Raw genomic sequence first — 12,892 nt, forward strand, 5'->3', positions numbered from 1 at the left:
ATGGCTGAATTGCACACTCTATCCGTGTTGACCCTCGATGAGCCGGGTATTCTGGTCCGCATTGCGGGCATGTTCACCCGTCGAGGTTTCAGCATCCAGTCGATTACCTCGGGTGAAACTGAGACCGAGGGAGTCAACCGCATCACCGTCGTGGTTGAGACGGAGACGCTGCCGATCGAACAGATTACTAAGCAGCTCAACAAGCTGGTGCCCGTGCTGAAGGTAGTCCGCCAGCCCCCAGAGGCCATGGTGTCGCGCGGACTGCTGATGGTGAAGGTTTCCTGCGACAACACCAATCGTCCGCAGGTAGTCGATGCCGCCAATCTCTTCCGTGCCCGTGTGGTGGACGTTTCTCAAGAGTCTGTCATCATTGAGGCGACGGGTGAGCGCTCGAAGCTTGTAGCCCTGCTGGAGGTCCTCGAGCCGTTTGGTATCCGTGAGCTCATTCAGTCCGGTACCGTCGCAATGGCACGTGGGCCGAAGCCGATGCTCCAGACCCGCTAACAACTAAACGCTAAGATTTTTTAACGAATCCGATTCGAAAAGAGGCTTATTTTAATGGCTATTGAACTGCTGTACGACGACGATGCTGATCTGTCCATCATCCAGGGACGTAAGGTCGCAATCCTGGGCTACGGTTCCCAGGGCCACGCTCACGCTCAGAACCTGCGCGAGTCCGGTGTCGAGGTTGTTATCGGTCTGCGTGAAGGTTCCAAGTCCGCTGTGAAGGCCCAGGAAGCTGGCTTCGAGGTTAAGTCCAACGCAGATGCCGTTGCATGGGCAGACGTCATTATGGTGCTGGTTCCGGACACCACCCAGGCAAAGGTTTACAGCGAGGACATCGAGCCGAACCTGAAGGACGGCGACGCGCTGTTCTTCGGCCACGGTCTGAACATCCACTTCGACCTCATCAAGCCGGCTGACAACATCACCGTCGGTATGGTTGCTCCGAAGGGCCCGGGGCACCTGGTTCGTCGTCAGTTCGTCGATGGCAAGGGCGTTCCGTGCCTGATTGCTGTTGACCAGGATCCGAAGGGCGAGGGCCGCGACCTGACTCTGTCCTACGCTGCAGCTATCGGTGGCGCCCGCGCTGGCGTTATCCCGACCACCTTCGAGGCAGAGACTGTGACCGACCTCTTCGGTGAGCAGGCTGTTCTTTGTGGCGGCACGGAGGAACTGGTCAAGGTCGGTTTCGAAGTTCTGGTTGAAGCTGGCTACGAGCCGGAGATGGCATACTTCGAGTGCCTGCACGAGCTGAAGCTGATTGTTGACCTGATGTTCGAGGGTGGTATCGCCAACATGAACTACTCGGTCTCCGACACCGCTGAGTTCGGTGGCTACCTGTCTGGCCCGCGTGTCATTACCCCTGAGACTAAGCAGCACATGCGCGAGATCCTGTCCGACATTCAGGACGGCACCTTCACCAAGCGCCTGATTGCCAACGTCGAGGGCGGCAACAAGGAGCTCGAGGACCTGCGCGCTTCCTACAACAACCACCAGATTGAAGAGGTCGGCTCCAAGCTGCGCGACCTGATGAGCTGGGTTAAGGTCGACGCTCGCGCTGAGACTGCCTAAGTTTGTTGCTGAGCGAATGTCTCGCTTATTCGCGAAGTAGGGCTTCATCACTGGGCTTCACCGCCGTGATGAGGCCCTTTTCGTATCTCTTTTACTAGTTTTCTTTCGCTGAAAACGTGTGGGGTAAACGACTGAGATAAACGTCCGAGATAAAAGCACCTACTGCCAAATGGGTGTAGCCCCAGTCCTATCCGGGGTTCTAATCTGGGTTGAAAGGTCTCCCTCAACAAAGACGTTCGATAGTCTAATCGTTGAAATCAAATCATTTCACGGAGGTAAATGTGCGAGTATCCGCAATGACGCGGCGCGTGACGGCGACCGTTGCCCTGACGGTCAGCCTGGCGTTGGGGTCAAGCGCCTTGGTCGCGTGTGGTAATTCCGACAGCGCTGTTTCCACGAAGAAGGTGGACGCTGAATCGACGGTGCTTAGCGACGACATCGCAGCGTCGGAAAGCCTGATCGACAGTTCGGAAGCGGTTGTTGTTTCCTCGGCTGGCTCTGCTGAGCAGCGTAGAGCGGCAGGCATCGCGGTTGCTGCTGGTCTGCCGATGCTAGTGGCTGGTTCTGCCGAAGATGCGGAAGATGACACTACTGCCAAGAGCCCGAAGAAGGATGCTCGTGGCCGTGATACTGGCGCCGATATCGCCGATGTGGAAAAAGAGATCGACCGCCTGGGCGCAAAGACAGTCCTTACTGTGGGGGCAGTTGACCTGACTGGCGAAGAGGGCCGTCAGATCATTGCGGATCCGGGTACGGCCGATGGCCTTAAGGAGCTCGTCGGTACCGAGTTTAAGGTTCTCAAGAAGACGGAGTCGAAGCCGACTCGCGCTGTCGTTGAGATGGATCCGGAGAAGCCAACTGTCGTCGAGGGCGATGCAACGAAGGATGGGGTAGCCAACCAGGAGGCTCAGGATCGCGCCAGCGATGGGCAGGACGACAAGGGACAGGAGAGCGTCACCCTGCCGAAGGGATCTCCGAAGGAGGTCAAGGACAAATTGGCACTGGCCGCACCGGGTACCGGTTTGGCCTCCATTGCTACGGCCCGCGCCGCTGGCCTGAAGGTCAGTTGGTTGCCGGTGGGCGACGCGCGTGCTACCTCTGAGTCGATTTCTGCTGCTCGCGACGGCGAGTCCCTGATTGCTCTGGGTAAGGTTTTCGGCGATAAGGACAAGTTTGATCAGTCCATCGAGCTTGCCAAAGATGACAAGGTTAAGGAGCTGCCAGGTGGAGGCACACTGCTGTTCCCCGGTCGTCATCTGATTGCAACGTATGGTCACCCAGGTGTCGCTCCATTGGGCGTGATGGGCGAGGATGATCCGGAAGATGCCGTCGCACGTGCGAAGGACTACGTCAAGCAGTACGAGAAGTTCGCTGATGACCCGGTACTGCCGGCCTTCGAGATTATCGCTTCGGTCGCGCAGGCTGACCCGGGTCCACGCGGTGACTACTCCGAGCCAGCTCCGGTTGAGACTCTGAAGCCGTACGTCGAGGCCATGACCAAGGCCGGCGGCTACGTCATCATCGACCTGCAGCCGGGTAGTGCAGACTTCCTGGACCAGGCCAAGTTCTACGAAGAACTGCTGAAGATGCCAAACGTCGGTCTGGCGCTGGACCCGGAGTGGAAGATGGAACCGGGGCAGGTTCCGGCGACCCAGGTTGGTCACGTTAAGGCTGAAGAGGTTAACCGCGTTGCTGATTGGCTGGCTGAGCTGACTCGTAAGAACAACCTTCCGCAGAAGATGCTGATGCTGCACCAGTTCCAGCTACAGATGATTCGCGACCGTGAGACGCTGGATCTGTCGCACCCGGAGCTCGCATTCGTTCTGCATGCCGACGGCCATGGCACCGCGCAGGAGAAGTTTGAGACCTGGAACGTCATGCTGCAGGATTTGCAGCCGGAGATTTTCGAGGCGTGGAAGAACTTCATCGACGAGGATCAGCCGATGTTTACTCCTGAGGAGACCATGAACATCGAGCCGCGTCCGTGGTTGGTTACGTACCAGTAGGTTATAGGCCAGCAGAAATAAAAATATAACGCGAAATATTTGCCGACTTGAATGTCGGGGGCAACGGCGCTTACTCCCTAAACAAAGGGTAGTAAGCGCCGTTTTGCTTAGGTAAGTCCCCCCGTGTCTCACCCCCAGAGTTTATGATGAGACGTAATGCGCGTGCACGCTTTAGTAGTTTTCTTAAGTGACACCGCACATACTGCATAAACTTTTCGAGACAAACCAGGAGATGCTTGTGAGCCAGAACGCTCGCCCCGTTGTCCTCATCGCCGACAAGCTGGCACAGTCCACTGTGGACGCATTGGGGGATTCCGTTGAGGTCCGTTGGGTAGATGGCCCGAACCGCGCTGAGCTCCTGGCTGCGGTTGGTGATGCTGACGCACTTCTCGTCCGCTCCGCTACCACCGTGGATCAGGAAGTCCTCGAGGCTGCTCCGAATCTGAAGATCGTCGGTCGCGCCGGCGTTGGCCTGGATAACGTCGACATCGATACCGCTACCAAGCGCGGCGTCATGGTTGTCAACGCTCCGACCTCTAATATTCACTCTGCATGTGAGCACGCAATCGCACTGCTGCTGGCCACCGCTCGCCAGCTGCCGGCTGCGGACGCGTCCCTGCGTGAGGGGGAGTGGAAGCGCTCTTCCTTCAAGGGTGTCGAAATCTTCGGCAAGACCGTCGGTATCGTCGGTTTCGGTCACATCGGCCAGCTGTTTGCGCAGCGTCTCGCTGCTTTCGAGACCAACATCATTGCGTACGATCCGTACGCGAACCCGGCCCGTGCTGCTCAGCTCGGTGTTGAGCTGGTTGAGCTGGAAGACCTGATGGCTCGCGCTGATTTCGTGACCATCCACCTGCCGAAGACCAAGGAAACCGCTGGCATGTTCGATGCTGAGCTCCTGGGCAAGGCCAAGAAGGGCCAGATCATCATCAACGCTGCCCGCGGCGGTCTCGTCGACGAGCAGGCGCTTGCCGACGCGATCAAGGCAGGCAACATCCGCGGTGCTGGCTTCGACGTATACGCGACCGAGCCGTGCACGGATTCCCCGCTGTTTGGTCTGCCGGAAACTGTTTGTGCTCCGCACCTGGGTGCCTCCACCGTTGAGGCTCAGGACCGTGCGGGTACCGATGTCGCTAAGTCCGTGCTGCTGGCACTGGCTGGCGAGTTCGTCCCGGATGCTGTCAACGTTTCCGGTGGCGCTGTCGGTGAAGAGGTGGCCCTGTGGCTCGAGCTGGCTCGTGAGCTGGGGCTGGTTGCTGGCGGTCTGCTCGAGGGCGCTCCGGCCGCTGTTGAGGTCACCGCTCGCGGTGAGCTGCACACTGAGGACGTTAACGTTCTGGGTATGGCAGCAATCCGTGGACTGTTCTCCCTCATGGTGGAAGAGCCGGTCACTTTCGTCAACGCTCCGCGTATCGCAGAAGAGCGTGGTGTGACCTTCACTGTCGAGACCGAGCCGGAGTCCGTCTCCCACCGCTCCGTTCTCGAAGTCAAGGTCATCGGTGCTGATGGCTCCACCGCTACCGTCGTTGGTGCTCTCACTGGCCTGAACCGCGTCGAGAAGATTGTCCGTATCAATGGCCGCGGCATCGACATGCGCGCTCAGGGCCGTAACCTCTTCCTGCTGTACAAGGACGTTCCGGGCGCTCTGGGTCGCGTTGCTACCACCCTGGGTGAGTCCGGCATCAACATCGAGGCTGCTGCTCTGTCTCCGCAGGAAGCAGATCAGACTGCCATCCTGGTGCTGCGCGTTTCCAAGGAGGTTCCGGAGGAGCTCGTCGGAAAGATTACCGAGGAGATCTCCGCTACCCACGCTCTGCAGCTCGAGCTGGACTAGTTCTGAGCGCCTAGGCGTTTTAGAGCTAGTCTCTAGCGCAGCTTCTACTGCATGAAAAAACCCCTCCGCATGGAGGGGATTTTTGTTTCCCAGCTAATCTATGCAGCCGTAGCCCTACTGCCTAGCCCTTCATCGAGCCCTTCTCAATAATGTTGACGTGGAAGTCGAAGGCAGTACGCAGGTCGTGCGGGGTAGACATGCCCGGAGCGGTCTTCAGCGCGCGCTCGTAGTACTCCTCCAGCAGTGGCTGGTACTCCGGGTGTGCAACGGAAATCATCTTCGCCACGCGGTCACGCGGTGCCAGGCCACGCAGGTCAGCGAATCCACGCTCGGTGATGATGACCATGGCGTCGTGCTCGGTGTGGTCAATGTGCGAAGCGAACGGAACGATAGTCGAAATCGCACCGTCCTTCGCCAGCGACGGCGAGATGAACGAGGAAACGAAGGCGTTACGGGTGAAGTCACCGGAACCGCCGATGCCGTTCATCATGCGGCTGCCGTTGATGTGGGTGGAGTTGACGTTGCCGTAGATGTCGGCCTCAATCATGCCGTTGGTGGCGATTAGGCCGACGCGACGGACAACCTCCGGGTGGTTAGAAATCTGCTGCGGGCGCAGAATGATGTTCTCGCGGTAGCGAGCAGCCTCGTTGTTCATACGCTCGGCCGCTTCCGGAGACAGGGAGAAGGAGGTAGCCGAAGCGACGGTCATCTTACCTGCGTCAATCAGGTCGATCATGCCGTCCTGAATAACCTCGGTGTAGGCCTTGATGTTCTCAAACTTGGAGTCCAACAGACCCGCCATCACGGCGTTCGGAACGTTACCGACGCCCGACTGCATGATGTACTGGTCGTAAGCGAGGCGACCCGCGCGAACTTCGCCCTCGAGGAAGTCGAGGAAATGGCCGGCAATAGCCTTCGAGGTCTCATCCAACGGCTTGAACGGGGAGTTGCGGTCCGGCGCGTTGGTCTCGACAACTGCGACAACCTTGTCCAGGTTGATGTCGATGTAAGGGGTACCAATGCGGTCACCCGGGGCGTTGATCGGCACCGGCGTGCGGTTAGGCAGGTGCTGAATGCGGTAGATGTCGTGCATGCCCTCGAGTTCCTCGGACTGCCACGAGTTGACCTCAATGATGATCTTGTCAGCGTTGTCCATCCACTCGACGTTGTTGCCAACGCTTGACGACGGAACGAGGTGTCCATCTTCCGTAATACGAGTGACCTCAACAATTGCGGCGTCAATCGGCAGGAAGCCCTGCTCGATGTACAGCGCGGAGTGGGAGAGGTGGATGTCCTGGTACTTCGCCTTGCCGGAGTTGATGGACTTACGCAGTGCCGGATCGCCCTGGTACGGCATGCGGTAGCGGATGATGTCAGCTTCTGCCATCACGCCGTCACAGTCTGGGGCAGTGGAAGCGCCTGTGTAGATGTCGACAGCGAACTCTTCACCCTTGGCGTGAAGTTCCTTGCCACGGTTTGCCAGCGCAGTCGGCAGGGCCTTCGGGTAGCCAGCACCGGTGAAGCCAGAGATGCCGAGGGCATCACCATGATTGATAAACTGTGCAGCCTCGTCGGCGGTCATTACCTTGCCGCGCAAACCGGCATGTGCGATGCGATCAGACATGTCATCTCCTAGATAGACTGTTCGACTTTAGTTTTGTCGCCTAACCTAGCATGCGCTAACAGTGTGTTGCCACACCCGCAGGTTGAGAAGTGATTTATGACACCCTGATCGCTTCAGCTGGTCGTTTATCGGCGCTCTTCCAGGGGCTTTGTTACAGCAATTCCCGCACTTCTTCGTCAGTCAGCATGGCATCCTCGAATGCCTGCAGTGTGGCCTCTGGGTTAAATTTCACACCGATGAGTACGACCTCATTGGATGGTGGGACATCGGTCTGCGCCCACATGACGGCAGGGGTGATTTTCAGGTTCGGCCCCGCCTGACTCCACACGTGGGCGACTTCGAGGCGGTCGGAAATCCAGCAGTGCCCCTTGGATCGTACGAGCCCCTTTGTGCCGCGGAGAGCCTTGATTAGTCGTTCGCGGTCGAAGGGTCGGTTGCCTCGGAAAACAACCGAAGAAATGCCGTATTCTTCAGTCTCCGGCGTGTGGGGATTCGCAAGTTCTTCTGCATATCCGTGGAAAGTGGCCGCGGTACCTTCGTCGTAAAGCGATGCGTCGAGAATGGCAGAGGTGGCGATTTCGCCGTTAGTCACGCGGACGATGCGTGCGCGGGGGTTCATTGCGCGGATCGTTTCCTCGGTACCGCCGGTGAGCTTTTCGCCGGCGAGGTCGGATTTGGTGATGAGGATGAGATCGGCGAATTCCACCTGGTCGACGAGGAGGTCGGCGACCGTGCGTTCGTCGTCAGGCAGCGCGCGACCCTGGCGGAGACTGTCGAGGAATGTAGAGGCGTCGACGAGCGTGACCATCGTGTCGATGGGGGCGATGTCGGCGAGGCGGCGGCCGTCGTCGAATTCCCACTCGAAGGTAGCGGCGACTGGCATGGGTTCGGAGATACCGGTGGATTCGATGACGATGTGTTCGAATTTGCCGCTGCGCGCGAGCTTGCCGACGTTTTCCACGAGGTCATCTCGCAGCGTGCAGCAGATGCAGCCGTTAGACATTTCGATGAAACGGTCCTCGCCGCGCTCGAGATATGTGCCCTGCTCGATGAGGGCGGCGTCGACGTTGACTTCCGAGAAGTCATTGACGATGACCGCGATTCTTCGCCCCTGTGAGTTTGCCAGGAGGTTGTTCAGGAGGGTGGTCTTGCCGGCGCCCAGGAATCCGGACAGTACGGTGACGGGAGTGGTCTGTGTGGTGCCATCAGAAAATTCGGTAGAAGTCACCCGACAAGATTAGCGTACTGAAAATGATTATCAATAACTAGTGCATGAATTGGGCTATGTGAGGGGTTGTAAATGTGTCGCATGGCTGATTGTCGACTGGTTGTGACGTAGGGCATAAAACGGTGTTGTAGTCGGCTTTAGTGGCGTATGGAATGTGCCTAAAATGGGGGCGCTTTCGGGCATCTGAATGAAAGGCGCTAACCGCTTCGTTGATAGGGTTGGGGGTGTGCTTTGGTGTTCGAAGTGCTACCCCCGATAGTCGCGTTGGGGGATATAGAAAGGTGAATTCATGTCAGATCGTATTGCCCATGCTGGTCTCAAATCCAAGGTGATGACCGCGCAGGAGGCGGCGCAGTTCATCAACCACGGAGACATGGTGGGCTTTGCCGGATTTACCGGTGCTGGCTACCCGAAGGTTGTCCCGCCGGCTCTCGCTGAGCGCATGGAGGCCGCTCACGAGCGTGGCGACGAGTTCAAGATTAAGGTCTTGACCGGCGCGTCTACCGCTCCGGAACTTGATGGTGCGCTGGCGAAGGCCAATGGTGTTGAGTGGCGTATGCCGTACCAGTCCGACCCGGGAATGCGTAACCGTATCAATGCAGGCGATGCCTTCTATAGTGATATTCACCTGTCGCACTCTGGCCCGATGACTGAGCAGGGCTTCTTTGGTCCGGTCAATGTTGCCGTGGTCGAAGCTGTTCGCATTAAGGCCGATGGCTCCCTGGTTCTTTCCTCTTCGGTTGGTAACAGCATTTCTTACCTCAATGCTGCAGAGAAGATCATTATTGAGGTCAACTCCTGGCAGTCCGAGGGCCTCGAGGGTATGCACGACATCTACAGTGTCGGCCTGCCTCCGAACCGTAAGGAGATTCCGATTGTGAACCCGGGGGACCGCATCGGCACTCCGGATGTTCAGATCGATGTCGATAAGGTTGTCGCTGTCGTCGAGACGAACGCCGAGGACCGTAACTCGCCGTTCAAGCCGCTGGACGATGACTCCAAGGCTATTGCTGGCTACCTGCTCGACTTCCTCGATGGGGAGGTCAAGGCCGGTCGTCTGCCGGAGAACCTGCTGCCGATGCAGTCGGGTGTCGGTAACATTCCGAACGCCGTTCTCGCAGGTCTGCTCGACTCCAAGTATGAGAACCTGACCTCCTTCACTGAGGTTATCCAGGACGGCATGGTCGACCTGATGGATGCTGGCAAGCTGACCGTGGCTTCCGGTACTGCATTCTCGCTGTCTCCTGAATATGCAGCTCGTATGAACGAGAATGCTGCTGACTACCGCGAGAAGATCGTTCTGCGGCCGCAGGACATCTCCAATAACCCGGGTCTGGTCCGCCGCATGGGGCTGATTACCACCAACGGCATGATTGAGGCTGACATCTACGGCAACGTCAACTCCACTCACGTGGCTGGCTCCCGCATGATGAACGGCATTGGCGGTTCCGGTGACTTCACCCGAAACGCCTACATCTCTACGTTCGTGTCCCCGTCGCTGGCTAAGAATGGCGACATTTCCGCAATCGTGCCGATGGTCTCTCACGTTGACCACACTGAGCATGACGTGATGGTCATCATCACTGAGCAGGGTCTGGCTGACCTCCGTGGGCTGGCGCCGCGTCAGCGTTCCCGTGTTGTCATTGAGAAGTGTGCGCACCCGATGTACAAGGAGGCGCTGCTCGAATACGTTGAGCGTGCTGAGAGGGCCACCCCGTACCTGCATACTCCGCATGACCTGGGTACTTCTTATGACTTCCACCGTCGTTTCCTCGAAAACGGTTCCATGAAGCCGGTCGACTAGGTTTCTAGTGCGGTTCCCGCTTTACGACGAAGTTTGCGTCGTAGGGCGGGATTTTCTTTCGGCTTTAGTTCGAAATAGTGTTCGAATAATGTGGAGATTTTTGGGGTGCGCAGCGGTTTGAATCCGGGGTGGGGGATATGGTGTGGGCGAATTGATAAAGAACTGTTCGTTAGGGGACCTCGTTAGGGAGGGGACAGTGCAATGTCAGAGTTGGAATCGTGTGGGGAATTTCGGTTCAGCCATGAGGTGAGGGCTCATTCGCTCGCTGAAGTGATGCGCGAGATTAATCGTCTGCAGATGGTTATCGCTCAGCGGGTCGCACCACCAGATGATGGCGATGTCGAAGCTCATTTGGCTTATTGGTCGGTGGTGCTTGGAATCTCACGCGCCGAAGTGAACAAATATATGGAAATTGGCTACATGCTTGGACGTATGCCGCAACTAGCGGAAATGTGTCAGGAGCGCGGGCATTTGTCGATGAGGCATTTAGCAATGCTTGGTAAACATACCCGACCTGTAGCCGATGACAAGGTTGACGCAGTGGAGTCGGGTCTCGTGGACGTCGTTAAGCCTAGGCGCGACGGGGAGGCACTCCGTGGCGTGCGTGCGATGGCAACGCGGGTGCAGCGAGTGATTGGTGAGTGTGCTCCGGAAGTGCGGCCACGTGATGTGGATGTCGCTGGGTTGCAGGCTGATAGGGTCCTGGCCCGGAATGTGGAGGCGACCGTAGATGCTGCAATTGATGCGGCGGCATACCAGGTCGAGGCGGATGGAGAGTCGGCGGATAATCCCGTGGAGTCGGAGGAGGTACGGGAGGTTCAAGCTGCGGCTCTCGACTACTTCGGCGATCGTATGACGGCTAAGGAGTTTATCGCAGTTGATGAACATGGTGACGCTGGAGTTACGACACTGACTACTGTCCTCGAGCGGCATCATGCAGTGGAAGCCCTTGCAATTATCGACGCAGTGGCTAAGAAGATGAAAGTGAGTCGCGCGGCAGCTTTCATGCATGCGTTACGCGGTACTTGTGAGGTGGAGGTGAATCTGGAACTCTTCCGAGTGCTCTCTCCCGGGGAGGATGGCGAACCGGAAAACACTCCAGTGTGGCTCGCTGGCGCAGGTTGGCTTTCTTCGCTGGTGGCCGAGTCTTGGCTGAAGCGGGTATCGACATTGCGGGTGCTGGGGGATAGTGCGGTTGAGGGGTATCGGCCCTCCGAGTCTCAGCGTGCATTCGTGCGTGCCCGTGACGGTGTGTGTAGTTTTCCTGGATGCGATGTCCCCGCGGAAAAGTGCGATATCGACCATATTGTGGAATTTGATCACAGCCTTTCCGGTGGTGAGCGGCAAAAGGAAGGGGTCACGCACACAGATAATCTCCATTGTCTCTGTCGACGGCACCACAACCTCAAAACTGCCGGTATGTGGCGAGTTGTTCGAGGTGATGATGGGACCGAAGCCTGGACGTTCCTCTCTTGTGATGAAGGGCCGTTTGCGCAGTCGGAAAAAGAGCACACCGGGCATGGTCGTTACACCTTTGCCTCGCAGACAGAAAAGAAGACTGCTGCGCTATCTGAACACAATGAAAAGCGTCGCAAATTGCATGACAGTCTCCGCGGCCTAGTGGATAAGGTGCGGCGGGATATGGAAAAGGAGAGAGCAGTAGGCGGGGTGGATTGTGAAAACGATGGAGATGGTAAAAATCGCGCAGACAGTGACGGGGAGTGAGCGCTAGGTTCTGCTACACTCATTTGCGTCCATATAGTGAGAAGGGTATCTCAAAAAATGACTGAGGCAGGAAAACTGAAGATCGCCGTCATCCCGGGTGATGGCATCGGCACGGAAGTTACGGCAGAGGCGCTGAAGGTGCTCAAGGCTGCTATCGGCGAGTTCGACACTACCGAGTACGACCTCGGCTCGCGTCGCTACTTGCGCAATGGTGAACTGCTTACCGACGCTGACCTTGACTCCCTGCGTGAGCACGACGCTATTCTGCTCGGTGCTATCGGTGACCCGGCGAACGTTCCTCCGGGTGTTCTCGAGCGCGGCCTGCTGTTGAAGATGCGCTTCGCGCTGGATCACCATGTCAACCTGCGTCCGTCCAAGCTCTTCCCGGGTGTCGAGTCACCGCTGAAGAACCCGGGCGAAATTGATTTCGTGGTCGTCCGCGAGGGAACCGAAGGTGCCTACACCGGTAACGGCGGTGCGATTCGCGTCGGCACGCCACACGAGGTTGCCAACGAGACCTCCGTCAATACCCGCTTCGGTGCTGAGCGCGTCGTCCGCTATGCCTTCGAGCTGGCTATGACCCGTCGTAAGAAGTTGACCCTTGTCCACAAGACCAATGTGCTGGTGCACGGCGGCGGTATGTGGCAGCGCACGGTCGATGAGGTCGCTAAGGAATACCCAGAGGTAGATGTCGATTACTCGCACATCGACGCTGCGACGATCTACCTCGTCACTAATCCTTCGCGTTTCGACGTCATCGTCACCGACAACCTCTTTGGCGACATCATTACTGATGAGGCTGGTGCAGTGTCGGGCGGTATCGGCCTGGCGGCATCCGGCAACATTGACGCCTCCAATACCAACCCGTCCATGTTCGAGCCCGTTCACGGCTCCGCGCCAGACATTGCTGGCAAGGGGATCGCGGACCCGACGGCAGCCATTCTGTCGGGTGCCATGATGCTGCGCCACCTGGGTCGTGAGGAAGACGCCCAGCGCATCGAGGCTGCTGTGGAAGCTGACATGGCTACTCGCGGTAGTGGCCCGATTAAGACCACTGAAGTTGGCGACCGCATTGCTGCTGCTTTGAAGTAGCGCA

At 57.8% G+C, this 12,892-nt stretch carries 9 protein-coding genes; 7 read left to right on the plus strand and 2 right to left on the minus strand.

What is annotated here, in order from left to right:
- From ilvN to serA, 4 genes are all read left to right on the plus strand, one after another.
- Positions 1-504: an acetolactate synthase small subunit gene (gene ilvN, locus HMPREF1206_RS06225; protein ID WP_016422495.1), complete on the plus strand. Its 504-nt coding sequence runs from the start codon at positions 1-3 to the stop codon at positions 502-504.
- A 54-nt stretch (positions 505-558) separates the two neighbouring features.
- Positions 559-1,575, plus strand: coding sequence for a ketol-acid reductoisomerase (gene ilvC, locus HMPREF1206_RS06230; RefSeq protein WP_016422496.1), 1,017 nt, complete (start codon positions 559-561; stop codon positions 1,573-1,575).
- 281 nt (positions 1,576-1,856) lie between these two features.
- Positions 1,857-3,581: a hypothetical protein gene (locus HMPREF1206_RS06235; protein ID WP_016422497.1), complete on the plus strand. Its 1,725-nt coding sequence runs from the start codon at positions 1,857-1,859 to the stop codon at positions 3,579-3,581.
- 238 nt (positions 3,582-3,819) lie between these two features.
- Entirely contained in the window at positions 3,820-5,415 is a 1,596-nt protein-coding gene (serA, locus tag HMPREF1206_RS06240) for a phosphoglycerate dehydrogenase (protein WP_016422498.1), read from the plus strand.
- 121 nt (positions 5,416-5,536) lie between these two features.
- Here serA and HMPREF1206_RS06245 read toward each other — a convergent pair whose 3' ends face one another.
- Positions 5,537-7,039: an acetyl-CoA hydrolase/transferase family protein gene (locus tag HMPREF1206_RS06245; protein WP_016422499.1), complete on the minus strand. Its 1,503-nt coding sequence runs from the start codon at positions 7,037-7,039 to the stop codon at positions 5,537-5,539.
- Positions 7,040-7,190: 151 nt separating this feature from the next.
- Positions 7,191-8,267, minus strand: a complete 1,077-nt coding sequence (locus tag HMPREF1206_RS06250; RefSeq protein ID WP_016422500.1) for a GTP-binding protein — start codon at positions 8,265-8,267, stop codon at positions 7,191-7,193.
- Positions 8,268-8,556: 289 nt separating this feature from the next.
- Between HMPREF1206_RS06250 and HMPREF1206_RS06255 the strand changes: the two genes are divergently transcribed.
- From HMPREF1206_RS06255 to HMPREF1206_RS06265, 3 genes are all read left to right on the plus strand, one after another.
- Positions 8,557-10,071 carry an acetyl-CoA hydrolase/transferase family protein gene (locus HMPREF1206_RS06255; protein WP_016422501.1) on the plus strand — a complete coding sequence of 505 codons (1,515 nt, stop codon included), beginning with the start codon at positions 8,557-8,559 and terminating at the stop codon, positions 10,069-10,071.
- 201 nt (positions 10,072-10,272) lie between these two features.
- Complete coding sequence (locus HMPREF1206_RS10805) at positions 10,273-11,796, plus strand: HNH endonuclease signature motif containing protein (RefSeq protein WP_016422502.1); 1,524 nt, start codon at positions 10,273-10,275, stop codon at positions 11,794-11,796.
- 75 nt (positions 11,797-11,871) lie between these two features.
- Positions 11,872-12,888 carry a 3-isopropylmalate dehydrogenase gene (locus tag HMPREF1206_RS06265; protein ID WP_088611968.1) on the plus strand — a complete coding sequence of 339 codons (1,017 nt, stop codon included), beginning with the start codon at positions 11,872-11,874 and terminating at the stop codon, positions 12,886-12,888.
- Positions 12,889-12,892 lie beyond the last annotated feature (4 nt).

The sequence above is a fragment of the Corynebacterium sp. HFH0082 genome (genome assembly GCF_000411235.1).
GTDB classification, from domain to species: domain Bacteria; phylum Actinomycetota; class Actinomycetes; order Mycobacteriales; family Mycobacteriaceae; genus Corynebacterium; species Corynebacterium jeikeium_D.

What these genes read in the sequence shown, in the direction of transcription:
- ilvN (WP_016422495.1), top strand. Translation starts at nt 1, where the DNA reads ATGGCTGAATTGCACACTCTATCCGTGTTGACCCTCGATGAGCCGGGT.
- ilvC (WP_016422496.1), top strand. Translation starts at nt 559, where the DNA reads ATGGCTATTGAACTGCTGTACGACGACGATGCTGATCTGTCCATCATC.
- HMPREF1206_RS06245 (WP_016422499.1), bottom strand. Translation starts at nt 7,039, where the DNA reads ATGTCTGATCGCATCGCACATGCCGGTTTGCGCGGCAAGGTAATGACC.
- HMPREF1206_RS06255 (WP_016422501.1), top strand. Translation starts at nt 8,557, where the DNA reads ATGTCAGATCGTATTGCCCATGCTGGTCTCAAATCCAAGGTGATGACC.
- HMPREF1206_RS10805 (WP_016422502.1), top strand. Translation starts at nt 10,273, where the DNA reads ATGTCAGAGTTGGAATCGTGTGGGGAATTTCGGTTCAGCCATGAGGTG.